We start from the raw sequence: 25152 nt of genomic DNA, 5'->3' as shown, positions 1-25152 counted from the left end.
CCTTGACCTGGCTCAAGGATTTTTCAGTCGCGCCCGCGCAAGATGCCGGCTATGAATCTCGCAAACTCACTCTTGCACGCGCTGGCTGATCACGGCGCGCGTGAAGTCTTTGGTATCCCAGGAGACTTCGTCATTGCCTTTTTCGAGCAAATTGAGAAATCTGGCGTCCTGCCCCTCTATACGCTGAGCCACGAGCCGGGTGTAGGCTTTGCAGCCGATGGGGCGGCACGCTATCACGGGCGCATAAGCGTGGCGGCGGTGACCTATGGTGCGGGGGCACTAAATATGGTCAACGCCGTCGCGGGCGCTTACGCGGAAAAGGTGCCGATGGTGGTGATCTCCGGCGCGCCGGGCACCAATGAACGCCGCAACGGCTTCCTGCTGCACCACCAGGTCAAGCACCTGGATTCGCAAATGGCGATTTTCCGCGAGATCACCTGCGACCAGTGCGTGCTGGACGACCCGCAGCGCGCGCCGGAAGATATCGCTCGCGTGCTGCGCAGTGCGATCACGCATTCGCGGCCGGTCTACATCGAACTGCCGCGCGACATGGTGCACGCGCCATGTGCAAGGGTGCGCGCATTGCCGGCGCCGGTCCATGATGCCGACGCACTGGCGGCCTGCGTGGAAGAAGTGCTGGCCCGCCTGGAGCGTGCCGTGCGCCCGGTGCTGATGGTCGATATCGAAATCCGCCGGTTCGGCCTGGAGAGCAAGGTGGCGCAGCTTGCCACCAGGCTGCAGGTGCCGGTGGTGACCTGCTTCATGGGCCGCGGCCTGCTGGCCAGCGAGCCGGAAGCACCGTTGCTCGGCACCTATCTCGGCGTCGCCGGTGCGCGGGAAGTCACCGAAGCCGTGGAGAGCTCGGACGCCCTGCTGATGCTGGGCGTGATCCTGTCCGATACCAACTTCGGTGTGCAGCGCGAACGCATCGACCTGCGCAAGTGCATGCTGGCGCTGGACGGCGACGTTACCCTCGGCTACCACACCTACCACGATATTCCGCTGGAAGCACTGGTGAACGGCCTGCTGGCCCGCGCGAAACCGCTGCGCGCCGATGCTGCCCTGCGCGGCGAACGCACCGCCTATCCTTGCGATCTTCCCGCGGACGAAAACCCCCTGGTTCCGCGCGACGTGGCCAGCGCGATCAACGACATGATGCGCAAGCATGGCCGCATGACCATCGCTTCCGACATCGGCGACTGCCTATTCACCGCGCTCGATATCGAGAACACAGATTTGCTGGCGCCCGGATACTACGCGACGATGGGCTACGGCGTGCCTGCCGCCTTCGGTTTGCAAGCAGCCGGTGGCGAACGCCCGCTGGTACTGGTGGGGGACGGCGCTTTCCAGATGACTGGCTGGGAGCTGGGCAACTGCCAGCGCTACGGCCTGGACCCGATCGTGGTCATCTTCAACAACTGCAGCTGGGAGATGCTGCGCGCCTTCCAGCCACAATCAGCCTTCTGCGACCTGAGCGACTGGCGCTTTGCCGACATGGCCCAGGCGCTGGGCGGGGACGGCTATCGCGTCACCACGCGCGCCGAGCTGCTGGCGGCACTGGAAATCGCCCTACAGCAGCGCGGCCGCTTCCAGCTGGTGGAAGTCATGCTGCCGCGCGGCAGCCAATCGGACACCCTGGCCCGCTTCGTCAACGGCGTACGCCGCCTGCAGGGAACCAAAGCATGATCGAACTCGTATGCCCCGCCGGCAGCCTGCCGGCGCTGAAAGCTGCAGTCGACAATGGCGCCGACAGCGTCTACCTCGGCTTCCGCGACGCCACCAATGCACGCAACTTCGCCGGCCTGAATTTCGATGAGGCCGCGATCGCAGAAGGCATCCGCTATGCCCACCAGCGCGGCAGAAAAGTACTGCTGGCGCTGAACACCTATCCGCAAGCGGCCAACTGGCAGCTCTGGCGCGAGGCAGTCGACCGTGCCGCCGGCGCCGGCATCGACACCATCATCCTGGCCGACCCAGGCCTGATGGAGTATGCCCGCAGCAAGCATCCCGGCCTGCGCCTGCACCTGTCCGTCCAGGGCTCCGCCACCAACTACGAGGCCATCAACTTCTACCACGAGCAGTTCGGCATCTCGCGCGCCGTGCTGCCCCGCGTGCTGTCGATGCAGCAGGTTGAGCACCTGCTGCGCCAGGTGAAGACCGAGATCGAAGTATTCGGCTTCGGCAGCCTGTGCGTGATGGTGGAGGGCCGCTGCGCGTTGTCGTCCTATGCTACCGGCGAATCGCCCAATACGGCCGGCGTGTGCTCGCCCGCCAAGGCCGTGCGCTGGCAGCAGACACCGAAAGGCCTGGAGTCGCGCCTGAACGGCGTGCTGATCGATCGTTACCAGCCGGACGAGAACGCCAGCTATCCCACGCTGTGCAAGGGCCGCTTCGAGGTCGAAGGCGAAACCTACTACGCCATCGAAGAACCCGCCAGCCTGAACACCATGGAACTGCTGCCGCAGCTGGTGCAGATGGGCGTCAAGGCGATCAAGATCGAAGGCCGCCAGCGCAGTCCAGCCTACGTGGCCCAGGTGACGCAAGCCTGGCGCTCCGCCATAGACGCCTGCGGCGATGGCAAGCGCCGCTTCGCCATCCACCCAAGCTGGAGCGCCGCCCTGGACCGCGTGGCGGAGGGCCAGCAGCACACGCTGGGCGCCTATCACCGCAAATGGAAATGAGTATGTTGAAACTAGCCCTGGGCCCGGTGCTGTACTACTGGCCGCGCCTGACCATGTTCGAGTTCTACCAGCAGATAGCGGAAAGCCCGGTCGATATTGTCTACCTCGGCGAAGTCGTATGCTCGCGCCGCCACGAACTGCGCCTGCCGGACTGGCTCGATATCGCCGCCCTGCTGCGTGACGCGGGCAAGGAAGTGGTGCTGTCCACGCAAGCCCTGATCGAATCGGGTGCCGAGCTGACCACCATGCGCAAGCTGTGCGAGCACCGCGACCTCCTGGTGGAAGCCAATGACTTTGGTGCTGTGCGCAACCTGGAAGGCGCCGGCTTTATCGCCGGCCCGCACCTGAATATCTACAGCGAGCCGACGCTGGCCGTGCTGGCCCGCCAGGGCGCGCGCCGCTGGGTGGCGCCGCTGGAAATGGACCGCAGCGCCATCGGCACCCTGCTCAAGACACAACCGGCCGGCATGGAAAGCGAAGTGTTCGCCTGGGGGCGCATGCCGCTGGCCTTCTCCGCCCGCTGCATGACCGCCCGCAACCGTAACCTGCCGAAGGACGACTGCCAGTTCAGCTGCATCGATTATCCCGATGGCCTGATCATGGACACCCGAGAACAGAAAGCCTTCCTGGTGCTGAATGGCATCCAGACCCAGTCCGCCCTGTGCTGCAACCTGGTGCGCGTGATGCCCGAGATGGCCGACATGGGCATTAATGTGCTGCGCATTTCACCGCAGTCGCGCGATACGCTGGAAGTCGTGGCGGCCTTCGACAAGGTGCGCCGCGGCGAATGGCAGGCGCCGCATGCCGCCGTGATGCTGGAACCGCTGGCTCCCGGCGGCAGCTGCGATGGCTTCTGGTTCGGTCAGCCCGGCATGGAGCGCGTAGCATGAATACTGCAATGAACACCGCCCCCTTCCGCATCCCGCCTGTCATAGGCCGTTTGCTGGGCCGCCTGCCGCCACAGCCACCGGCCTGGCTGTTTGTGCAAGGGCTGAACCGAATCCTGGCGCCGCAATTGCCTGAAGACGTGCGCCAGGCCCTATTTGCCCGCCGGCTGCGATTAAGGGTGGAGGATGCCGGCCTGGCGATCGACTTCAGCTGGCAGGGCAAGGCCTTCGAAATGGCCCGCCACGGCAGCGAGCCTGACCTCACCATCGGCGCCTGCGCGCACGACCTGGTGTTGATGGCGCGCCGCCAGGAAGACCCGGACACCCTGTTCTTCAGCCGCCGCCTGATCCTGGAAGGCGACACGGAACTGGGCCTGCTGTTCAAGAACACGCTGGACAGCCTGGACGCCAGCGCCTTCGACTGGCGCAAGCTGCTGCCGAGGATTCCGGCCCCGCCCGGCGCCCGCCATGGCTGACAAGAAGCTGCCGCTGGCGTATTCGTTCTCCGGCTACAGCAGCGCGGCGCAACTGGCCAACGCCGTCGCAATCTGTCTTGACCGCGACGGTACCGCGGAAATGGCCGGTATTGTCGGCGTGGGCGGCGTCGTCGCCCCGTTGATCAAACTGGCCCGGTCAGGCCACACCATTATCGCCATTGACGGCTGCCCGCTGGCCTGCACCCGCGAATACTTGGCGAAGCAGGGCGTCACGCCCGACCAGAAGATGCACACCGACTGCGATCCCGCCGACCTCGATATCCTGGCCGTCCACGCTACCGAGTTGCTGAAGCACCGCCAACGTTCGCGGGAAGAGCAGGGGTCGCTTTTTCGATGAAATCTGGCAGTTGGCTCAGTAGTAGTCAGTTGCTCCGCAATCCGATTGCCACATCGCGGAATGATGCCAATGCAGCTTCCAGATGCTCAATGATTTCCTGCTGCAACACATCCGGCGGCGGCAGGTCCTCGAGTTTATCGAGGCTGTCATCTTTCAACCAGAAGATGTCGAGGCTGGCCTTGTCACGTGCCATCAGTTCCTCGTAATTGAAGAATTTGAAGCGATCCGTGGCAACCCGCTCATGGCGGTTTTCTGGATTGTAGCAAGTAATGAAATCCTTCAAATCATCTAGCTTGAGTGTACGCGTCTTCAAGGTGAAATGCTTACCCGGTTCCTGACTTAGCTTATGCAGCGTGGCGAGGTAGTGCGACTCTAGTGGCTCGCCTACCTTCGAGGTAAGGCTGGCCCAGTCATAGTCCTTCGGGATGTGGGTGTCGCGGTTATACGGTTCTTGGGCGTATTCGTGTGCGAGCTTCAGAAACAGCAGGTAAGTGAGCTGTTCCAGGTAATCGCCGTAGCCCACGCCGTCGTCGCGCAGTGTGTGGCAGAAATTCCAAACTTTCTGGACAAGGGTATTTGCATTCATTTCAGACCTCTAGTAGTTCTTGTATCCAAGGGTGTGCATCGCTGCGTTGTCCACGGAGCAGAAAGTGCATTTCACCGCTGTATGGCGAATCACGATCTATCGCACGGCGCAGCCTTTCGGCAACGGCCTTGAAGTCGGGGGCGCGGCTCGAATCGTGTGTGACGAGTTCGAACAGGCGTTTGGCCAGCGCCTCACGCTCCTCCCGAGGCATTTGCACCGCAAGCTTTGCTAGCTCGGTGGGCTGTGCCGTCTCAAATTTCTGGACAAGCAGCTCATTGCGCAACCGTAGGTAGCGCGAGTACTCGTCATCCGGGTGGAAGAAACGGAAGCCAAGTCGATCCAACTGGGCGTTGATGCCATCCAACTCGAGCTGCTCTTCGCCGGTCAGTCTCTCCTTGGCTGCGAATGCACGCTGCGTTTCCAATAGCAATTGGGTCGGCAGATCCAGCGATGAAGATATGCCGAACATATCACTGGTCACAATGGCGGCATAGCCCATTCCTCTTGGCGCCATTTCGGGATAACAAGCTACAATTCGCCGATGTTCATCCTGCTTGGTCATGCGCAGAATCTGCACCTGTTCGCGGTCCAGTTCGGCAATGGCCAACGGATTATGAGTGGTTAGCAGGATGTGACTGGTTTCCTCCTGTCTCTTACCGCTGGCGATGAATTGCTTCAGGTACGAGATGTAATCCACACTCCAGCGTGGATTCAGATGGGTGTCCGGTTCGTCTAGCAGGAACAGACTTTCATCTTCAGCGGTAAAACGCAACAGGCCCAGAACGGTCAGCAATTGCTGTTCACCCTCGCTCAACTCGCGGAACGTGACGCTGCCATCGCCATGTGCTTGCCTATCAGTTGCACGCCGTGCTACCGCCAGCACGTGACGGTCAGACAACCTGTTTTACGGCCAAACGGCGATAATAACGATCGCGTTTCGCGGTTCCAATAGGCAAAGACTATTGAGTCTATTTGAACAATCAAATTTCCAAATCCCAGGGGAAGCCTTAAACTGGCGTCTCATTGATTCACAAACCCACGAGGAAACCACAATGTCCCTGATTAACACCCAAGTAAAACCATTCAAGGCCACCGCATACCACAACGGCAAGTTCGTTGACCTGAGCGAAGAATCCCTGAAAGGCAAGTGGTCCGTATTCGTGTTCTACCCAGCCGACTTCACCTTCGTGTGCCCAACCGAACTGGAAGACCTGGCAGACCACCACGCAGAATTCGCCAAGCTGGGCGTGGACGTGTACGGCATCTCGACCGACACCCACTTCGCTCACAAGGCATGGCACGACACCTCCGACGCGATCAAGAAAGTGCAGTATGCCCTGATCGGCGACCCGACCGGCACCCTGTCCCGCAACTTCGAAGTCATGATCGAAGAAGAAGGCCTGGCGCTGCGCGGCACCTTCGTGATCAATCCGGAAGGCTTCATCAAGGTGATGGAAGTGCACGACAACGGTATCGGCCGCGACGCAGCTGAACTGCTGCGCAAAGTGAAGGCAGCCCAGTACGTTGCTTCCCACCCAGGCGAAGTTTGCCCAGCCAAGTGGACCGAAGGCGCAGCGACCCTGAAGCCATCGCTGGACCTGGTCGGCAAGATCTAAGCATTCAGCACTGCTGAAGGCAACCGGCGGCCCTGCGGGGCCGCCTTGAGGCGTTGAAGCGGTACCTACCGCAAGCGACTAATCAGAAAGGAATAGCCATGCTGGACGCAGACCTGAAAGCCCAACTCTCCTCCTACCTGGAGCGCGTTGTACACCCAATCGAGATCGTGGCGCACACGGACGCCTCCGCCAAATCGCAGGAAATGTCGGCCCTGCTGCAGGACATCGTATCCGCCGGCCACGGCAAGATCACCGTGGTGGCAGGCAGCGACGACAAGGCCCGCAAGCCTTCCTTCGACATCAACCGCAAAGGCACCGATATCGGCGTGAGCTTCGCCGGCATCCCGATGGGCCACGAGTTCACCTCCCTGGTGCTGGCGCTGCTGCAAGTGGGCGGCCACCCGATCAAGCTGGATGAAAAAGTCATCGAGCAGATCCGTAACTTGGACGGCGATTACGTCTTCGAAACCTTCATCTCGCTGAGCTGCCATAACTGCCCTGAAGTGGTGCAGGCGCTCAACGCCATGTCCGTGATCAACCCGCGCATCAAGGTGGTGGCGGTGGACGGCGGCGTGTTCCCGCAAGAAGTCGAGGAACGCCAGGTGATGGCCGTGCCGATGATGTACCTGAATGGCCAGCACTTCGGCCAGGGCCGCACCAACGTCGAGGAAATCCTCGCCAAGCTCGATACCGGCGCCTCGGCCCGCGCTGCGGCTGAACTGAGCAAGAAAGACGTGTTCGACGTGCTGATCGTCGGCGGCGGCCCTGCAGGCGCTGCTGCGGCCATCTACACGGCGCGCAAAGGCATCCGCACCGGCGTGATCGCCGACCGCTTTGGCGGCCAGGTGCTGGATACCCTCTCGATCGAGAACTTCGTCTCCGTGAAGGAAACCGACGGTCAGAAATTCGCGGTCGCACTGGAGCAGCACGTCAAGGAATACGACGTGGACATCATGAATACCCAGCGCGCATCGAAAATCGTGCCGGGCAAGATCAAGGAAGTCCATACCGAAAGCGGCGCTGTGCTGAAGGCCAGGTCCGTGATCATTTCGACCGGCGCCCGCTGGCGCGAAATCAACGTGCCGGGCGAGAAGGAATACCGCAACCATGGTGTTGCCTACTGCCCGCACTGCGATGGCCCGCTGTTCAAGGGCAAGCGCGTGGCGGTGATCGGCGGCGGCAACTCCGGTGTGGAAGCCGCGATCGACCTGGCAGGCATCGTCGAGCACGTGACCCTGATCGAATTCGGCGCCGAACTGCGCGCCGATGCGGTGCTGCAGCGCAAGCTGACGACCCTGCGTAATGTGAAGGTGATCAAGTCGGCGCAGACCAACGAGATCCACGGCGACGGCAAGAAGGTCAATGGCCTGAGCTACACCGACCGCGAGACCGGCCAGTCGCACCGTGTCGACCTGGAAGGCGTGTTCGTGCAGATCGGCCTGGTGCCGAATACCGAGTGGCTGAAGGGCACCATCGACCTGTCCAAGCATGGCGAGATCGAAGTGGATGCCAAGGGCCAGACTTCGGAGACAGGCGTGTTTGCGGCGGGCGACGTGACCACCGTGCCGTACAAGCAGATCGTGATTGCCGTGGGCGAGGGCGCCAAGGCAGCGCTCGGCTCGTTCGATTACTTGATCCGCTCTTCGGCGGATGATGAGCCGGCGGCGATCGCTGCTTAAAACCGGTAATTCCGGGTCAGACCCAAGGGTCTGACCCCAGGTGTGCGAACGGCGCTAAGCCTTTGATTTTCGTCGAAGATCAACAGCGCGCAACCCAACCCCGGCGGATGATCTGACAGTGTCCGACCCGTGGGTCAGACACTGTTTACCGGTTTTTGGAAAGCAGAAATGAAAAAAGCCCCGAATTTCTTCGGGGCTTCTCTCTGAATATTGGCGGAGCGGACGGGGCTCGAACCCGCGACCCCCGGCGTGACAGGCCGGTATTCTAACCAACTGAACTACCGCTCCAATTCTTCATCAGTGTGACTGGTGGGCGTTGAGAGGGTCGAACTCCCGACCTAATCCTTGTAAGGGATCCGCTCTACCAACTGAGCTAAACGCCCCTGCCTTCACTGTCGAACGTTTGTCACAACGTTCAGAAGAGGCCGCATTATAGGATGGATTTTGAAAGCCGCGCAAGCCTTTTTCCGAAAAACCTCAAAAATTATTTGGAAACCCCGATTTGCGCCAGCAGCCAGGCCATTTCGAAGGCCTTCTCGCCCAGCGCGTTATAGCGGCCGGACGAGCCGCCATGCCCCGCCCCCATGTTCACTTTCAGCAGCAGCGGGTTGCTGTCGGTCTTGTTGCGGCGCAGCTTGGCCACGTACTTGGCGGGCTCCCAGTACATCACCTGGCTGTCATTCAGGCCGGTGGTCACCAGCATGGCCGGATAATCTTTCAACAAGATGTTGTCGTACGGGGAATAGCTGCGCATGTAGTCGTAAGCCGCCTTCTCGTTCGGATTGCCCCACTCCAGGTACTCGCCGGTGGTCAGCGGCAGGCTGGCGTCCATCATGGTGTTCATCACATCCACGAACGGCACGGCCGCATGCACGGCCTTGAACAGGTCCGGGCGCATATTCACCACGGCCCCCATCAGCAGGCCGCCGGCGCTGCCGCCCTGGATCGCCAGGCGGTCGCGCGAAGTCCATTTTTCCTTGACCAGGTACTCGGCGCTGTCGATGAAGTCATTGAAAGTGTTCATCTTCTTCATCAGCATGCCGTCGTCATGCCATTGTTCGCCCATGTCGTTGCCGCCGCGGATATGCGCCGCCGCGTAGATCACGCCACGTTCCAGCATGCTTAGCCGGACCAGCGAGAAAGTCGCTTCCTGCGGAATGCCGTACGAACCGTAGGAGTACAGCACCAGCGGCGCCGAGCCATCCAGCTTCACGCCCTTCTTGTAGGCCACCCACAGCGGCACCTTCACACCATCGCGCGCGGTTGCCCACAGGCGTTTGGTCTCGTACCGGCTGAAATCGAAGCCGCCCGCCACCTCCTGTTTTTTCAGCACGGTGCGTTCGCCGGTCTTCATGTCGACGTCGATGATGGCCGGCGGCGACAATGGCGACTGGTAGCTGATGCGGTATTTGGTCACGTTGTAATCCATCTGGCCGCCCGGCAGCGAGACATAGACTTCATCGTCGAATTTCACGGTCTGCCACTTCCTGGTGGCGAAATCGTAGATGCGGGTGCGGTTCAGCGCACGCGATTTCTCGTGCAGCGCCAGGAAGCCTTTGAACAGCATGGCGTTCTGCAGCAGGGTGTCCTTGTCGTGCGGGACGATCTCGGTCCACTTTTTCGGATTGGCCAGGGGCGCCGTCACCAGGCGGAAGTTCTTGGCATCCTTGTTGGTGCGGATGTACAGCTTGCCGTCGCGGTGGCTCGCGAAGTAGCGGTGGCCTTTGGTCCGCCCCAGAACCGACTTGAAGCTGCCCTTCGGCTGGTTGGCCGGCAGCATGAATACCTCGGTGGTGTCGGTCGCAGCGGACACGAGGAAGATATGCTTGTTGTCCGGGCCGGCGGATACCTGCAGGGCGAATTGCTCGACCGGCTCGTGGAAAACCTGTTCCGGCTGGCCATCCAGCGGCAGCCGGAACACGCGGTCGGAGCGCTTGGTGGTGGGGTCTTCCTGCACCACGAACAGGGTCTTGTTGTCGGCGGCCCAGGCGATGGTGGTGGCACGCGGCATGGTGGTCGACAGGACCTTGCCGGTAGCGAGGTCCTTCACATGCAGTTCATACTGGCGGAAGCCGTTATTGTCGGTGGTGTAGGCCAGCAGCTTGCCGTCCGGGCTGGGCAGCACCATGCCGAGCGCAAAGAACTTCAAGCCTTCGGCCATGGCGTTCTGGTCCAGCATGATTTCTTCCGGCGCGGCGGCGTTGTAGCTGCCGTCGGCTGCGGCCTTGCGGCGGCAATTGAGCTGGTACTGCTTGCCCGCTTCGATGCGGGTGTAATAGTAGTAGTCGCCGCGGCGCGCCGGCACCGACAGGTCGACCGGCTGCGTGCGGTCCTTGAACTCCTTGTACAAAGTATCGGCAAAAGGCTTGATACTTTCGGTCATGGCCGCGGTATAGCTATTTTCCGCGTTCAGGTATTCAATGACGGCAGGATTGGTTTTTTCCTGCAGCCAGCGGTAATCGTCGGTGACCTGCTCACCGTGACGGGTTTCCATCCACTGTGTTTTTTCGGCGATCGGGGGCTGCGGCAGGTCCGCAGCAAAAGCTGGTGCGGCCAGCAGGGGCAGCAACAATCTGGTGATAAGGCGTTTGCTCACTTCTTCGGCTCCAAGGGGAAAATGTGCAATGATTCTAGGGTGCCATAGTTGGAAATACAACAAGAATGAACACTACCGAAAAGCTGTATGCACGCGTCGGCAAGCGCCTGCTGCCCTTCCTGTTCCTGTGCTACGTGGTGGCCTACCTGGACCGGGTGAATGTCGGCTTTGCCAAGCTGCAGATGCAGGCGGACCTGCGGTTTTCGGACACAGTGTACGGGCTGGGCGCCGGTATCTTTTTCGTTGGCTACTTTCTGTTCGAGGTGCCTTCCAACCTGCTGATGCTGCGCGTCGGCGCAAGGCGCTGGATCGCGCGCATCATGGCCAGTTGGGGACTGCTGTCGGCTGCCATGATGTTCACCAGCAGCCCGGCCAGTTTCTACGTGATGCGCTTCCTGCTGGGCGTGGCGGAGGCGGGCTTCTTTCCCGGCGTGATCCTGTACCTGACCTACTGGTACCCGGCGCAGCGGCGCGCCCGCATTGTCGCCATCTTCATGAGCGGCGTCGCGGTGGCAGGCGTCATTGGCGGTCCGCTGTCGGGCTGGATCATGTCGCAGTTCGCCGGCTACGGCGGCTTGGCCGGCTGGCAATGGCTGTTCCTGCTGGAGGGATTGCCGGCGGTGGCACTGGGCGTATTGACACTCGCACTGCTGGACGACGGCATCGACGATGCGGCCTGGTTGGACGACGAGGAAAAGGCGCTGCTGAAACAGGAGCTGGCAAGCGACGGCGCGCCACGGGCGCAGTGGCGCTTGCGCCATGTGTTTGGCAGCGGCCGGGTGTGGATACTGGCGCTGGTGTACTTCCTGCTCGTGATGGGCCTGTACGGTGTCGGCTTCTGGCTGCCGCAATTGATACGCAACAGTGGCGTGCAGGATGTGCTCAATATCGGACTGCTGACGGCCATCCCTTACGGCATCGCTGCGGTGGCGATGGTCCTGGTCGCGCGCCATTCCGACCGCACCGGCGAACGGCGCTGGCACGCCGGGCTGGCAGCTTTCATCGGCGCAGCGGCGCTGCTGGCGTCGACCTTCTATGCCGGCAATCCGGTGCTGGCGCTGGCCGCCTTGAGCGTGGCAACGGCCGGCATTCTCAGCACCTTCCCGGTGTTCTGGAGTATTCCGACAGCCATGCTGGGCGGCACTGCGGCAGCGGCGGGCATTGCCATGATCAATTCGCTGGGCAACCTGGCCGGCTTTGTCAGCCCTTACCTGGTGGGCGCGATCAGGGATGCCACGCACAGCACGGCCAACGGCATGCTGCTGGTGGCGGCCAGCCTGGCGGCGGGCGGCGCGCTGCTGCTGCTGTGCGTTGGCCGCAAAGGAGAAATGTTGTGAAGACTGGGCGTGAGCTGCTGTCCGAACTGTTCAACGCGGCCCTGCGCGCGGCCGACCCGCTGGAAACCATCGCGGCCCATCTGCCGCCGCCGCCCAAAGGCCGCACCGTCGTCATCGGTGCCGGCAAGGCTTCGGCGCGCATGGCGCTGGGCGTTGAGCGGCGCTGGCAAGGTCCCCTCAGCGGCGTGGTGGTGACCCGCTACGGCCACGGCGCGCCGACCAAACAGGTGGAGGTGATCGAGGCCGGCCATCCGGTGCCGGATGACGCCAGCCAGGCTGCCGCGCGGCGCATGCTGGCTGCAGTGCGCGGCCTGGGACCGGACGATATGGTGCTGTGCCTGATGTCGGGCGGCGGCTCGGCGCTGATGTCGCTGCCGGCTCCCGGCATTACGCTGGAGCAGAAACGCGACATCAACAAAGCCCTGCTGCACAGCGGCGCGCCGATCAGCGACATCAATATCGTGCGCAAGCACCTGTCGGCGATCAAGGGCGGCCGGCTGGCGCTGGCCTGCGGAGCAGCGCGCGTCGTGACGCTGGTGCTGTCGGACGTGCCGGGCGACGATCCGGCCGTGGTGGCCAGCGGCCCAACGCTGGCCGATCCGTCTACCGCGCAGGACGCGCTGCGCATCCTGCAACGGTACGGCATCGAAATCGCTCCCTCTGTGCGCGCCGTGCTGGAAGACGCGGCGCAGGAAACGCCCAAGCCCGGCGACCCTCGCCTGGAACACAACAGCGTGGCCGTCATCGCGTCTGCCCGGCATGCCTTGCAGGCGGCCGCCGATGCCGCTCGCGCCGAAGGCCTGCGCCCGCTCATACTGAGCGACCGGCTGGAAGGGGAAGCGCGTACCGTGGCCGTTTCGCATGCTGCCCTGGTGCAGAGTGTGATCGAGCATGGCAGTCCTTTGCGGCCGCCCTGTGTCATCCTGTCAGGCGGGGAAACCAGCGTCACCGTGCGCGGCACCGGACGTGGCGGACGCAATGCGGAATACCTGCTGGCGCTGGCCGTTGCGCTGCAAGGCACGCCGGGCGTACAGGCCATCGCCTGCGATACGGATGGAATAGACGGCACCGAAGACAATGCCGGTGCCGTGCTGGGGCCGGATACGCTGCAGCGCGCAGCCGCGCAAGGCCTTGACGCACAAGCCCTGCTTGACAACAACGACGGCTACACCTTCTTCTCTGCCCTGGGCGACCTGGTGGTCACCGGCCCCACGCGCACCAATGTGAACGACTTCCGCGCGATCCTGCTTATTTGATGCTGGCCGCCAGTTTGGCCCACACGGCATCGCCGATATCGGGACGTCCGTCCGGGGCGCGGAAGGAGAGGAAGAAAGTCTCGTTCTTCCTGCCAGTCGCCATGTACATGAAATAAGCCGGCTGGCCGGTCGTGCCGCTGACCATGGAAATCAGCACAGCCGGATTCTTGCCTTCCTTGAACTGCTTGACCTGGACATTGCTCGCCACGCCACGCAGCTTGTTCAGCGAGCCCGGATCGTCGATGCCGTAAAACATGCGGTGACGGGCATCGTAAGTGACGTCGGTCGCGGTCGAGCCGTACATATAGCCATTGCGCGTCGGCAGGTTCTCTGCAGTCGCGGTCGCGGCATCGGCCGGGCGCATCCAGTAAGAGTAGCCAATTTTCTTGATCTTGGCCTGTCCGTATTCCACCGGTACCGGCACATTCAATGGAATCACGAATGGCAGGCGGCCCTGCATGAACTGGTTGACCGGCACATCGCGCGTCTGGACCTGCACGGCTGCAGGGCTCGGGGCAGCGGCAGGCTTGGCCGCCTTCTCCGATGCCGATGGCGCTGCAGCTGCAGCGGTCGTAAGGGCCAGGCTGGCCGCAAACAAAATCGATTTCAACTGGAACTCCTGTTCTTCATTTCTGCTTCTGGAACGGCAATCCTCTCACGGCTTCACGTTGCGGTGCAATGTTGTTTGATCAAGCAGGGCGGCAGACGGCTGGTCGCCGGCTGCGGCGGCTTTCCTGAGCAGCTGCAGCGCCGCCTCGCGGTCGCCGCGCGCGCCGCGCTCAAGCCTCAGGACGGCGGCGTTATAGGCTGCGACCTGATTGCCCAGGGCGGCAGCGGCGTCAAATGCCTTCCAGGCGCGCTCGGGGCAAAGGCTGAACGCTTCGTGGCCGACACCGGCGCGCAGCAAGCCGTCGGCGTTGCCTTGCTTTGCATACGCTTCCTCAAACTGCGCATGCCAGCCTGCGGCGAGCGACGCCATCACTTTTTCCTCTTTTTTGACGGCATAGGGTCCCGTGGCGAAGACGGTGAATGCCTGCTGCGTGACGGTGACCTTGCCGTCCTTGTCGTACCAGAGGAAACCATCGGCCCCGCGCACCTTCATGGCGCCCAGCGCATTGGACAGCTGCTGCGCCAACGATTTGTGTTTCTTGCCAGGGGCGGCGCCGCTCCATGACGACATCAGGACCACCTCGCGGATCTTGCTGCCTTGCTGCCTGACGATCCCGGCCAGGTCCTCGATGGTCATGATGCGGGAGTCGGGGCCGTACAGATGCCAGGGACTGCCATGCATGCTGATCCTGAGAACCTCGTCGCCCACATCCGGCATGGCGGTGGTGTATTGGTACAGGGCCTCCGCGGCGGGTACGCAACCTTCGCGCATCGGATAGCAGTTATCGACACTGAGTACGCCCTTCAGCGGCAATGCCGCCGGGCAGTCTGCCTGCACGCCAGTGCAGGCGGCCAGCAGGGAAAGCAAGGCTAGTGCGCGATGGAGCGTCATACGAAATCCTGTTCGATTACCTGGGAGGTAATCGTCCCACGGCGCGCATTTGTTGACAATAGGGTCACCCAATCAATGAAAGGAGAACACCATGCAAATCGTAGAACAATACCTCGCCGCCTGGAATGAACGCGACGCCGGACAGCGCCTGGCCCGGGTAGCCGCCGCATTCGCCCCGCAAGCCAGCTACAAGGACCCCTTGATGCAAGGCGCCGGCCACGCTGCCATCGATGAGATGATCGCCGGTGCCCAAGGCCATTTTCCAGGGCATCGTTTCGAACTGGCGGGCACCCCGGAGGCCCACAACGACGTATTGCGCTTCTCGTGGACGCTGGCCGCGCCTGGCAGCGAACCGGTCGCCAAAGGCACGGACTTCGCAGTGATCGCGGCAGATGGCCGCCTGGGTAGCGTCACCGGTTTTATCGACTATTTTGCACGGTAACACGGGCGCATGCTATGTTCATCACCCACACGGAAAGCGTGAACAGCGGTGTGTTGGACTTCATCCTGTCTTGATAGGAGCGATATGGGAGCGGCAGCATCAGGGCAATACTTCAGCGACTATGCGGCAGCGATGCGTTATTGGCGCGGCAAGCGCGGTTTCAGCCAATTGCGGCTGTCGACCGAGAGCGGCATTTCGCAGCGGCACATCAGCTTCCTGGAAAGCGGGCGTTCGCAGCCCAGCCGGGAAATGATCCTGAAGCTCGGCATCGTCCTCGATATCCCGCTCCGTGAGCGCAATGTGATGCTGCTGGCGGCCGGTTATGCGCCGGCTTACCAGGAGCGCAGCCTGTCCGATCCGGAGATGATGGCAGTCAAGCAGGCGCTGGACTTCATGCTGCAGCAGCAGGCGCCGTACCCCGCGCTGGTGGTGGACCGCTTGTGGAACCTGGTCATGAGCAATGGCCCGGCCGCCAGCATGATCGAGTGGCTGCTCGATGGCCCGCCCACTACCGGCAATATCATCAAGCTGACGCTGGACCCGGAGGGCTTGCGCAAGTACATTGTCAACTGGGAGGATGTCAGCGCCGACCTGCTGCAATGGATCCAGCGCGAAGCCATGGGCGACGGGCCGGGCAGCGAAGCGACCTTGCTGCTGGAAGAGTTGCTGGCGATGCCTGGCATCCGGGCTGCGTCGACGACGGCCAATCTCGACCGCCGCGCGCTGCCTTTCCTGCCGTTTACGGTGCGCAAACACGGCGTGGAACTCAACCTGTTCACCACGATCGCCACGCTTGGCACGCCGCATGACGTGACAGTACATGAGCTGCGCATGGAAGCGTTCTTCCCCGCCGACCAAGCGACGGCGGAGTGGTTCCGCAAGCAGGCGGCTTAAAACTCTTCCCAGTCGTCGCCCGGCGGCGTTGCGCGCGCCGGCGACGCTGCCGGCTTGGCCGAAGCGCCTTGCGCAGTGCTTGCCCGTCCTGCTGCACGCGCTGCGCCGCTTCGTGCCGTCCCGGCCCGCGCCGCACCGGCAGCCCGCGTTGCCTCATCCGGCTCGGCCGAAGCGTCCTGCGCGTCGGCAGCCTGTGCCTCCACAAGTTCCTCCGCTACATCCTGCACCGTCTCCTCGCGCGCTGTCGGCGGCACTCTCCGCGCTGCGCTGGCGGAGCCGCGTGCGGCCCTCAACGCCGGCATGGTGGCCCGTGCCGGCGCGCCTGGCGCGGCGGACGCACGCGTTTCCGGCGCGCGCGCAGCCGCGTACCCCGCGGCCGGATCCTCCATCCTGAACACCGCCACAGCCTCGACCAGCCGCTCCGACTGCTCCTGCATGCTGCGCGCCGCGGCCGCCGCCTGCTCCACCAGCGCCGCATTCTGCTGGGTGGCATTATCCATCTCCACGATGGCAATATTCACTTGCTCGATGCCGGAAGACTGTTCCTGGCTGGCCGACGTTATCTCATTCATGATATCGGTCACCTGCTGCACGGAAGAGACGATCTGCTGCATGGTCGTTCCGGCGCGGTCGACCAGGGCGCCGCCTGCATCAACCTTGGCGATCGAATCATCGATCAGCTCCTTGATTTCCTTGGCTGCTGCCGCGCTGCGCTGCGCAAGGTTGCGCACTTCCGACGCCACCACCGCGAAACCGCGCCCCTGTTCGCCGGCGCGGGCCGCTTCGACGGCGGCATTCAACGCCAGGATATTGGTCTGGAAGGCGATCCCATCGATAACGCTGATGATGTCAGCCATGCGCGCGGAACTGGCCTTGATCGCGCCCATGGTATCGACCACTTCGCCCACCACCTGCCCGCCTTCGCTGGCATGGCTGGCGGCCGATACCACCAGCTGGTTGGCCTGGCGTGCATTGTCCGCATTCTGCCGGACGGTCGAAGTCAACTCCTCCATCGAAGAAGCGGTTTCCTCCAGGCTGGCTGCCTGCTGCTCGGTGCGGCGCGACAGGTCGAGATTGCCCGCCGCGATTTCGGCCGCGGCGGTATTGATCGTATCGGTGGAAGCGCGCACCGAACCTACGGTGCGCTTGAGCGAAGCCACCATGTCCTGCAGGGCGTTCAGCAGGCGCCCGGTTTCATCCTTGCGGCTGGCGTCGATGTCGGCGGTCAGGTCGCCCTGCGCCACGGTCTCCGCCACCGCCACCGCCTGCAGCAGCGGTCGGGTCACCGAGCGGGTGATCAGGTAGCCCGCCAGGACCGACAACACCGTTGCCAGCACCAGCAGGCCAAGCATCAGCATCGTCGCATTCGATGCGGTGCGCGTTGCTTCGTCGCCATCCTGCGTCATCAGCCTGCTTTGCAGCGCGAGGATGGCATCGAGTTTGCCGAAGTAAGCGTTCTGCAGCGGAATGGCCTGCTTGAACAGCGTTTGCACTGCGCTATCCTGGTCACCTTCCTTGAACAGCGTTACTACCTCGTCGCGCTTGGCGCGGAAGGCTTCGAACGCCTGTGTTTCCTCGGCAAACAGCTTTTTGGCTTCTTCCAGCACCAGGATCTTCTGCAGCTTTTCCGCCGCGGCGGCGCCAGCCTTGTCCGCCTCCGCCATGCTGGCCAGGAAAGCATCGCTGCTGATCTTGTCCGGCGCCAGCATGGCGTTGCGCAAGGCCTGGGCCGAACGGTTGGAATAGCTGCGCATTTCGTTGGTCAGCTGCACCTTCAGGTAGCGGTCGCTGATCAGGCGATCGGTCAGGCCCGCATTGTGGCTCAAGCGGCTGATTCCTGTCAGCGACATTGCAAGCTGGATCGCAATTGCCAGCGCAAATCCGATCGCCAGCTTCACACCGATATTCATGTTCGAAAAGCTCATGCCAGCCTCGCCAGAAGTTGTGGTTTTTGTTCGATGATCGCACTGGCATGGTAACGCGGCGCGGCGATCATTGCCACAGCAATGTCAGGGCAGTTGCTGGTAGGCCGAAATGATGGCGCGCCCGTGCTCCGTCACCAGGGCACGGCCATTGGTTTCGCCCACGTACTTGCCATAGATGCGCGCCACGCTGCCATCGGCCACCATGCCAAGCAAGGCAGCGGCAAACAGCTTGCGTGCAGCCGGTGTGAGGCCGTTGCGCGACAAATAGGCGCCGGCCAGCACAGGCGCCGATTCCGCCACCGGCACGACGTCGACCTGGTCCTGCAGGCCGGCGCTTTCCAGGTAGCGTGAGTAAATGGTCAGCGGCGCCAGTGTTGCCTCGGCGCGCTTCGAGGCCATTTTCCGGAAGGCGATATCAAAGTCGTTGACCACTTCGACCCGCCCCTGCCTGCGCAGCCGTTCGACCTGGGCTTCGACTGCGGGGGAATAGAGGATGCCGCGCACCAGGTTCAGGCGCGCGCTGCCATGTTCAACCAGGTCGGCCAGCGACTTGTAGCTGCCGGCCACGCGGTGCGACAGCACCAGGTCAAAGCGCGTGGTGACAAAGGGCACGAACTGGCCTAGGCGGTCGCGCTCGGGGCTGCGTGCGGAGCTGGCGGTCACGTTGATGCGGCCGCTTGCATATTCGGCCCACAGGCGCGCCCGCGGGTACCAGCTGATACTGAGCGAACAGTTGGTGCGGCGCGCCAGCTCCCGCAGCACGTCAATGGCTGCCCCGCCGACCCGCTCGTCCTCGCGGAACGATGCCATGCCAAGGTCGCTGGCGCCGGCATGCAAGGGAGCCGGGCAGGCGGGGGCGGCAAGCGCCGGGGCGGCGGCAAGAGCGAGCAGCAGGGGCAGTATCGTCATGCCCAGCAGTATAGCCAGCAGGCACCTTGCTTAAAATGCTGTATATAATTACAGTATCACAAGCGAACTCGACTATTTGTTATGGACTGGCCCCGCCGCATTGCCCACCTCGACATGGACGCCTTTTACGCGTCCGTGGAGCTGTTGCGCTATCCGGAGTTGCGCGGCCTGCCCGTGGTGATCGGCGGCGGCGCGCGCCACCAGCCGCGTGAATTGCCGGACGGCAGCCGCGAATTCTCCCGCCTGCGCGATTACGTGGGGCGCGGCGTGATCACCACGTCCACCTATGAGGCGCGGGCGCTGGGGGTATTTTCCGCCATGGGCACCATGAAGGCGGCCGCCCTGGCACCGGACGCCATCCTGCTGCCGGTGGATTTCGATTCCTACCGCAAGTATTCGCGCCTGTTCAAGGCTGCCGTGGCCAGCATCGCGCCGCAGATCGAAGACCGCGGCATTGACGAAATCTACATCGACCTGAGCGAGGTGGAAGGCGAAACCCGCGAACTGGCCCAGCGCATCAAGGACGCGGTGCGCGCCGCCACCGGGCTGTCGTGCTCGATCGGCGTCGCCCCCAACAAGCTGCTGGCCAAGATCTGCTCCGACCTGGAAAAGCCCAACGGCCTGACCGTGGTCGGCTATGGCGACGTGCCGGCGCGCATCTGGCCGCTGCCGGTGCGCAAGGTGAACGGCATCGGCCCCAAGGCCGAGAAGAAGCTGGTCGCGCTGGGCATCGACACCGTCGGCCAACTGGCGGCAGCCGATCCCGCCCTGCTGCAGGAGCACTTCGGCCTCAACTACGCCGAATGGCTGCAGCGCATTTCCCATGGCCGCGACGAGCGCGCCGTCGCCACGCGCAGCGAGCCGAAAGGCGTCAGCCGCGAAACCACCTTTTCGCGCGACCTGCATGTCAAGCGCGACCGCGCCGAGCTGTCCGAAATCTTCACCCGCCTGTGCCAGAAGGTGGCGGACGACCTGGCGCGCAAGCGCTACGCCGGCCGTACGGTGGGCATCAAGCTGCGCTATGCCGACTTTCGCACGGTGACGCGCGACCTGACCCTGCCTTCGCCGACGGCGGATGCGGCCGCCATCCGCCGCGCTGCCGGCGAGTGCCTGCGCAGGGTGCCGCTGGACGACCGGCTGCGCCTGCTCGGCGTGCGCATGTCGGCGCTCTGCTCGCTGGAAGAAGCAGGTAAGTCACAGCCGGCGCAGGGTGATCTTTTTGCTAATTTGTGATAACTTTCCGGCGCGAGCCGGCAAGCTGAGTCCGGCTGCAAACCCGGATCACCTATGCAAGCCAATGCTGAACTCCGCCCGGCCCGGTGCGCCTGGCTGGCAGCAGTCGCCCTGATGCATGCTGCACTTTTCCTGTGCTGGCGTGGCACGCCTTATGTGCGCCAGGCCGAAGTCCAGCGCGAAAGCGAATTGGTCTACCTGCAAGCGCCCAGGGAGCGGCCGAAACAACCAGCGGCAGCCCTTGCCCCAGCTGCGCCCAACGCTGGCGCCCGTGCCGCCCGGCGCAGCGCGCCACCGCCGCCGGTGGCCGTCACCGCGGCGGCGCCGGCAGCTTCCGCCACTGCAACGCCAGTGGCAGACGCCGTCACCGTGCCGGCTACTGCCAACGACGACCCGTTTGCCAAGCCGGCGGCGCCGACGGAAACCCTGCTGGAAAAAAACCGCAGGCTGGCGGCCGGCGTGGACCGCCAGCTCCGCAAGGAGAGCCTGAACAAGTTTGCAACCATCATCCTGCCGGACACCAAGCTCGGCATGGCCATCGCCAGGTCGCAGACCAAGGATTGGGTGCTGGAACAGACTTCCGACCTGGGCGACGGCGTGACGATGAAGCGCTATCGCAAGGGCAACCAGGAGTATTGCGAGTACACCAACCTGGTCGGCGCCCGTGGGCAAGACCCCCGCCGTGACTGGAACAAGACAAAGGTCATGACTTGCCCGTGAGTAGCCATGTAAAATGTCGTTCCCGTGGAAAAAGCTGATCAAGGTCGATAACGTTTATGTGGTTCAAGAATCTCCAGGTTTACCGCCTGCCTGCCCCTTGGGCATTTACTCCAGAACAACTCGAAGAAGCCCTCCAGTCGCAGTCCTTCTCTCCCGCCAGCAGCAATGAGCTGATGCGCCAGGGCTGGGACAAGCCGCGCCCGAACGGCGGCCTGGTGCACGTTGTCAACAAACAGATGCTGATGGTACTGGGCACCGAGAAGAAGCTGTTGCCATCGACCGTGGTCAATCAGGTTGCCAAGGCGCGCGCCGCCGAGCTGGAAGAGCAGCAAGGCTTTGCTCCTGGCAAGAAAGCCATGAAAGAACTCAAGGAACGCGTGCACGATGAACTGCTGCCGCGCGCCTTCACCATCCGCAGCAATACCTGGTGCTGGATCGACCCGGTCAATGGCTGGCTGGTGGTCGATGCCGCCAGCCCGGCCAAGGCCGACGACATCATCAAGATGCTGCTCAAAGCCGTCGACCGCATGCCGATCGAAAGCCTGCGCGTGCAGCGTTCCCCGGTTGGCGTGATGACCGCCTGGCTGCAGGATGACGAAGCGCCGGCCGGCTTCACCGTCGACATGGACACCGAACTGCGCGCCACCGGCGAAAGCAAGGCGGCCGTGCGCTACGTGCGCCACACCCTGGAGCCGGAAGAAGTACGCCGCCACATCGCTGCCGGCAAGCAGTGCACCCGACTGGCCATGACCTGGGACAGCAAGATCAGCTTCGTGCTGACCGAAGCGCTGGCCATCAAGGGCGTCAAGCCGCTGGACGTGATGAAGGAAAACGACGCCGTCACCCGCAACGATGACGAACGCTTCGACGGCGATTTCATGCTGATGACCGGCGAGCTGGCCAAGCTGCTGCAGGACGTGGTCGACGCCCTCGGCGGCGAAGCGAAAGCTTAAGTTCCCGCTACGCCCGCGTGAACGCCAGCAGGCGCTCACAATAGCCCGGGGCCAAGTCCTCGGGCACGTTGGTCACACCTGGCAGCAGCCCGCCGGCGGCGGGTGCTGTCCCGGCATACCATCCCGTGGCGCCATGCCACTACGGCGCGCCCGCGCTGCCAGCACATCACTGACACCCGGCGGCAATTGCAGCAGCGCGCCCAGCGCGTTCCTGGTACAGCCGTTTCATGTGGCGCAAATGGCGCAGGCAGGCGCCGCGCAGGGCCGCCCCGTCATGCTCGACTTCTACGCCGACTGATGCCTCGCGTGCAAGGAAATGGAGAAGTTCACCTTCAGCGCCACCTGTGAAAGCGGCGCTGGAAGGGAGTGTGCTGCTGCAGGCCGAGGTAACGGCCAACAGCGAAAAAAGACAAGGCCCTGCTGAAACGCTATGGCCTGTTTTGGACCGCCCGCCATCATCCTGTTCGATGGCGCTGGCAAGGAAAAAGCGCGCGTAATTGGCTACCGGGACGCCACGCGCTTCCAGCAAACGCTGGCGAAATTCAGATGACTCAGAGCGGCTGGAACACGCCGGCAGCTTTGTTCTTCTGCACGTTATCCCATGCGAAGATCTGGCCATTCATCGCCACGTAGACGCCAGGCGGCAGCACTTGCGCCACGCCGCAGGCAAACCCCATGTTGAAGAACGCATCCGAGTTATCGATCTCGTAAGGAATCATGGCGCCGGTGAAAACAATGGTCTTGTCCTTGATCGCCGGGCCCAGGACAGCCGCGGTTTGCGGCATGGTATCGGTGCCGTGCACGATCACGATGGCTTTCTCTGCTGCGGCCTGGCAGGCGGCCAGTACGCGCTGGCGGTCAGCGTCGACCATGTCCAGCGAATCGAGCAGCGACACGACTTCCAGCTCGCAAGGAGTGGTGATACGGGCGCGCTTGATTGCGGCAGGCAGGTGGCTGTCGGCGAAAGCCAGCGTACCGTTCAATTCGTTATAGTGCTTGTCGAAAGTGCCGCCGGTAGCGATGATGCGCAGGGTCATGATGAATTAAAATGAAATCAATGAATGGCGTGCATGATAGCCGAAAACGTTTGCCGCTTCCGGCTGGCATTCCGCCGAACAGTTGACTACACTGGGTTTTTTGCCCGGCCAGACCATGAAAGCGCTCGCACCAGGAACCGTGATTTTCCACCGCTACCGCGGCTATGGAGTGATCACGGCTGTCAACTTGCTCACCGGCTGGATTTCAGCCCGGTTTGGCAATGAGTCGCGCACGCTCGACCTGAACCTCTCCACCGACGAAGTGCAGTTTGCCGACGGCGAAGCGATCCTGTTCCGCCGCGCCCCGCCCGACCGCATGCCGCACGCCAGGCTGATGGCCGTGGTACGCGAGTTGCACAAGGCGGGCTACCAGAAGTTATACCTGTACTCCTGGCCCAAGCCATCCGGGCTGCACTGGCGCTGGCACCTGTTTACCGGACCGCGCGACTGGATGCAGCGCTCCTGGCGCGAAGGCTGGTACGGTTCCGGCGCCGACTACATTTTCAACCCCGTGATGGGCTGGGGCGACCAGCCTGGCGCCACGACGGAAGAACTGGTGCACGCCCTGGCCAGATTCGACCCGCAAGGGTTAGCGCAAGCGCTCGGCCGCGACGAAGACCATACGAACTGGTTCGCCCAGGTGTGCGACGCCCTGCTTCCCGGCTACATGTACAGCCTCGACATGCAGCGCCCGCACGGCGCCGCGCTCACGGAAATGCCGCCGGTGCCGGTCGTGCCCGTCCGCGCCAACCTCTCCGCGTATAGCGGCGCCGCCATCACCTGGCCCCCCGGCTGGGCCGGCCTCTGGAGCAAAGTCCACGCCATGCCCTCACAGCCCAGCCTGTGTCACACCCTGGGGTCACACCCCAACTGTGACACGGACACAGCCGTGTAGTGCTTCAGCTCGTGTCACACTCAGGGTGTGACCCCATGGTGTGACACAGGCTCAGCCGTTGATGTGGTTGACCAGGTTCTGGAAGGCGTGGCGGAAGTAGAGCTCGTAGCTGGCTTTCTCGACGTAGCCAAGGTGCGGGGTGCACAGCACGTTCGGCATGCGCAGCAGGGGGGAGTTTTCCGGCAGCGGTTCGGTTTCGAAGACGTCCAGCGCTGCATAGCCGGGATGGCCGGACTTTAACGCTTCTTCCAGCGCACCTGTCGCAACCAGCTCGGCGCGGCTGACATTGACGAACAGCGCATCGCGCTTCATACGCGCCAGGTCTTCCGCCGTGACGATGCCGCGCGTGCCGTCGGCCAGGCGCAAGTGCAGCGACAGCACATCGGCCTCCGCAAAAAATGCCTCGCGGGAGGCGGCTGCTTCGTATCCATCCGCTACCGCTGCAGCGCGGCTCGACTCGCTGCCCCACACGACCACGCGCATGCCAAATGCCTTGGCATAAGCCGCTACCAGCTTGCCGATCTTGCCGTAGCCCCAGATCGCCATCGTGCTCCCCGCCAGTACCAGGCCGAGCGTATTGTGCTCGTGGCTGATCGACACCTGCTGCCACTGTCCATCGCGCAGCTTGCCGGCGTACTGGAACAGCTTGCGCCGCGCGGCCATTACCAGCGCCCAGGTCAGTTCGGCCGGCGCCGTCGGCGAGCCGACGCCTTCCAGCACGGTGATGCCAAGCTCGCGGCACGCATCCATGTCGACGTGCCCGCTCACCTTGCCGGTCTGCGAAATCACCTTCAGGTTCGGCAACTTCGCCAGCAAGGCGCGGTTGAATGCGGTGCGCTCGCGGATCAATACCAGCGCTTCGAAGGGCGCCAGGCGCGCCACCAGTTGCCCCATGCCGCGCACGGAATTGTTGAAAACCTTGACCTCATGGCCTTCCAGGAGCGTGAAGCATTCCAGGCCACGACTTGCATCCTGGTAATCATCGAGAATCGCAATTTTCATGTCAGTTAGCAGATTTTGTGATGAAAATGGTAGGGAAATAACAGGTTTGTGAATATCTGGAATAGCCTACTACATTAGTCGGGCAATATTCCTACATTTTTGTCGGAAGCGCGGGATCGCAGGTGTACAATCGGCCCAATTCAAGGAGCCCGACCAGGCTCCAGCAGCA

General features: G+C 62.9%; 25 protein-coding genes and 2 tRNA genes. 16 read left to right on the top strand and 11 right to left on the bottom strand.

All coding sequences use genetic code 11. The features are described 5' to 3' along the window. Positions 1-51: 51 nt before the first annotated feature. The 5 genes from ipdC to ACWBU6_RS00660 are packed head-to-tail and all read left to right on the top strand — an operon-like array spanning position 52 to position 4402. Positions 52-1686 (top strand): indolepyruvate/phenylpyruvate decarboxylase, encoded by a 1635-nt coding sequence (ipdC, locus tag ACWBU6_RS00680; protein WP_452646975.1) that lies wholly within the window; start codon positions 52-54, stop codon positions 1684-1686. Next, positions 1683-2681: a ubiquinone anaerobic biosynthesis protein UbiU gene (gene ubiU, locus ACWBU6_RS00675; RefSeq protein ID WP_452646974.1), complete on the top strand. Its 999-nt coding sequence runs from the start codon at positions 1683-1685 to the stop codon at positions 2679-2681. Before ipdC ends, ubiU begins: the two co-directional genes overlap by 4 nt. 2 nt (positions 2682-2683) lie before the next feature. Next, positions 2684-3571, top strand: coding sequence for a U32 family peptidase (locus tag ACWBU6_RS00670; protein WP_452646973.1), 888 nt, complete (start codon positions 2684-2686; stop codon positions 3569-3571). 8 nt (positions 3572-3579) lie between these two features. Continuing rightward, the gene (gene ubiT, locus ACWBU6_RS00665; RefSeq protein WP_452649637.1) at positions 3580-4044 is read left to right on the top strand and encodes a ubiquinone anaerobic biosynthesis accessory factor UbiT; all 465 of its coding nucleotides are present in this window, start codon (positions 3580-3582) and stop codon (positions 4042-4044) included. Then, a complete protein-coding gene (locus tag ACWBU6_RS00660; protein ID WP_452646972.1) occupies positions 4037-4402 on the top strand; it encodes a putative zinc-binding protein in 366 nt (121 codons plus the stop codon). The genes ubiT and ACWBU6_RS00660 overlap by 8 nt, the downstream gene beginning before the upstream one ends. Before the next feature lie 25 nt (positions 4403-4427). Here the strand turns inward: ACWBU6_RS00660 and ACWBU6_RS00655 are convergent, their stop codons facing one another. Then, on the bottom strand, positions 4428-4988 hold the full coding sequence (locus ACWBU6_RS00655; RefSeq protein WP_452646971.1) for a type I restriction-modification system subunit M N-terminal domain-containing protein: 561 nt from the start codon (positions 4986-4988) through the stop codon (positions 4428-4430). Between the two features lies 1 nt (position 4989). Beyond that, positions 4990-5871 carry an AAA family ATPase gene (locus tag ACWBU6_RS00650; RefSeq protein ID WP_452646970.1) on the bottom strand — a complete coding sequence of 294 codons (882 nt, stop codon included), beginning with the start codon at positions 5869-5871 and terminating at the stop codon, positions 4990-4992. A gap of 169 nt (positions 5872-6040) precedes the next feature. Between ACWBU6_RS00650 and ahpC the strand changes: the two genes are divergently transcribed. After that, positions 6041-6604, top strand: coding sequence for an alkyl hydroperoxide reductase subunit C (ahpC, locus tag ACWBU6_RS00645; RefSeq protein ID WP_057265746.1), 564 nt, complete (start codon positions 6041-6043; stop codon positions 6602-6604). A gap of 98 nt (positions 6605-6702) precedes the next feature. Next, positions 6703-8283, top strand: coding sequence for an alkyl hydroperoxide reductase subunit F (ahpF, locus tag ACWBU6_RS00640; RefSeq protein ID WP_452646969.1), 1581 nt, complete (start codon positions 6703-6705; stop codon positions 8281-8283). Positions 8284-8494: 211 nt separating this feature from the next. Here ahpF and ACWBU6_RS00635 read toward each other — a convergent pair. The 3 genes from ACWBU6_RS00635 to ACWBU6_RS00625 form a co-directional block, all read right to left on the bottom strand. Next, positions 8495-8571 (bottom strand) — tRNA-Asp (locus tag ACWBU6_RS00635). A 19-nt stretch (positions 8572-8590) separates the two neighbouring features. After that, a tRNA-Val gene (locus tag ACWBU6_RS00630) sits at positions 8591-8666 on the bottom strand. 101 nt (positions 8667-8767) lie between these two features. Continuing rightward, entirely contained in the window at positions 8768-10879 is a 2112-nt protein-coding gene (locus ACWBU6_RS00625; protein WP_452646968.1) for a S9 family peptidase, read from the bottom strand. Between the two features lie 65 nt (positions 10880-10944). Between ACWBU6_RS00625 and ACWBU6_RS00620 the strand changes: the two genes are divergently transcribed. Next, positions 10945-12216, top strand: coding sequence for an MFS transporter (locus ACWBU6_RS00620; RefSeq protein ID WP_452646967.1), 1272 nt, complete (start codon positions 10945-10947; stop codon positions 12214-12216). Continuing rightward, positions 12213-13472 carry a glycerate kinase type-2 family protein gene (locus ACWBU6_RS00615; protein WP_452646966.1) on the top strand — a complete coding sequence of 420 codons (1260 nt, stop codon included), beginning with the start codon at positions 12213-12215 and terminating at the stop codon, positions 13470-13472. Before ACWBU6_RS00620 ends, ACWBU6_RS00615 begins: the two co-directional genes overlap by 4 nt. Here ACWBU6_RS00615 and ACWBU6_RS00610 read toward each other — a convergent pair. Further along, positions 13465-14082: a hypothetical protein gene (locus ACWBU6_RS00610; protein WP_452646965.1), complete on the bottom strand. Its 618-nt coding sequence runs from the start codon at positions 14080-14082 to the stop codon at positions 13465-13467. The genes ACWBU6_RS00615 and ACWBU6_RS00610 overlap by 8 nt on opposite strands. A 45-nt stretch (positions 14083-14127) precedes the next feature. After that, positions 14128-14973: a hypothetical protein gene (locus ACWBU6_RS00605; RefSeq protein ID WP_452646964.1), complete on the bottom strand. Its 846-nt coding sequence runs from the start codon at positions 14971-14973 to the stop codon at positions 14128-14130. Between the two features lie 91 nt (positions 14974-15064). Between ACWBU6_RS00605 and ACWBU6_RS00600 the strand changes: the two genes are divergently transcribed. Both ACWBU6_RS00600 and ACWBU6_RS00595 read left to right on the top strand, forming a co-directional pair. Then, the gene (locus ACWBU6_RS00600; protein ID WP_452646963.1) at positions 15065-15415 is read left to right on the top strand and encodes a nuclear transport factor 2 family protein; all 351 of its coding nucleotides are present in this window, start codon (positions 15065-15067) and stop codon (positions 15413-15415) included. 84 nt (positions 15416-15499) lie between these two features. Then, positions 15500-16309: a helix-turn-helix domain-containing protein gene (locus tag ACWBU6_RS00595; RefSeq protein ID WP_452646962.1), complete on the top strand. Its 810-nt coding sequence runs from the start codon at positions 15500-15502 to the stop codon at positions 16307-16309. Here the strand turns inward: ACWBU6_RS00595 and ACWBU6_RS00590 are convergent. Next, positions 16306-18234, bottom strand: coding sequence for a methyl-accepting chemotaxis protein (locus ACWBU6_RS00590; protein WP_452646961.1), 1929 nt, complete (start codon positions 18232-18234; stop codon positions 16306-16308). The two genes, ACWBU6_RS00595 and ACWBU6_RS00590, sit on opposite strands and share 4 nt — an antisense overlap. Before the next feature lie 84 nt (positions 18235-18318). Continuing rightward, a complete protein-coding gene (locus ACWBU6_RS00585) occupies positions 18319-19143 on the bottom strand; it encodes a substrate-binding periplasmic protein (RefSeq protein WP_452646960.1) in 825 nt (274 codons plus the stop codon). A gap of 81 nt (positions 19144-19224) precedes the next feature. Between ACWBU6_RS00585 and dinB the strand changes: the two genes are divergently transcribed. The 4 genes from dinB (at position 19225) to ACWBU6_RS00565 (ending at position 22347) form a co-directional block, all read left to right on the top strand. Then, positions 19225-20376, top strand: coding sequence for a DNA polymerase IV (dinB, locus tag ACWBU6_RS00580; protein ID WP_452646959.1), 1152 nt, complete (start codon positions 19225-19227; stop codon positions 20374-20376). Positions 20377-20430: 54 nt separating this feature from the next. After that, the gene (locus ACWBU6_RS00575) at positions 20431-21096 is read left to right on the top strand and encodes a hypothetical protein (RefSeq protein WP_452646958.1); all 666 of its coding nucleotides are present in this window, start codon (positions 20431-20433) and stop codon (positions 21094-21096) included. A gap of 56 nt (positions 21097-21152) precedes the next feature. After that, positions 21153-22049 (top strand): recombination-associated protein RdgC, encoded by an 897-nt coding sequence (locus ACWBU6_RS00570; protein WP_452646957.1) that lies wholly within the window; start codon positions 21153-21155, stop codon positions 22047-22049. Positions 22050-22182: 133 nt separating this feature from the next. Further along, a complete protein-coding gene (locus ACWBU6_RS00565; protein WP_452646956.1) occupies positions 22183-22347 on the top strand; it encodes a hypothetical protein in 165 nt (54 codons plus the stop codon). A 253-nt stretch (positions 22348-22600) separates the two neighbouring features. Here the strand turns inward: ACWBU6_RS00565 and ACWBU6_RS00560 are convergent, their stop codons facing one another. After that, positions 22601-23086 (bottom strand): asparaginase domain-containing protein, encoded by a 486-nt coding sequence (locus tag ACWBU6_RS00560; protein WP_452646955.1) that lies wholly within the window; start codon positions 23084-23086, stop codon positions 22601-22603. Positions 23087-23201: 115 nt separating this feature from the next. On the opposite strand from ACWBU6_RS00560, the gene ACWBU6_RS00555 reads away from it, so the two are divergent. Then, the gene (locus ACWBU6_RS00555; protein ID WP_452646954.1) at positions 23202-23981 is read left to right on the top strand and encodes an L-asparaginase; all 780 of its coding nucleotides are present in this window, start codon (positions 23202-23204) and stop codon (positions 23979-23981) included. A gap of 51 nt (positions 23982-24032) precedes the next feature. Here ACWBU6_RS00555 and ACWBU6_RS00550 read toward each other — a convergent pair whose 3' ends face one another. Further along, on the bottom strand, positions 24033-24983 hold the full coding sequence (locus tag ACWBU6_RS00550) for a D-2-hydroxyacid dehydrogenase family protein (RefSeq protein ID WP_452646953.1): 951 nt from the start codon (positions 24981-24983) through the stop codon (positions 24033-24035). Between the last annotated feature and the right edge of the window lie 169 nt (positions 24984-25152).

It is taken from the genome of Pseudoduganella sp. HUAS MS19 (assembly GCF_053615455.1).
The sequence above is the reverse complement of the archived record's forward strand: the minus strand, read 5'-3'. Positions and strand labels throughout refer to the sequence as shown.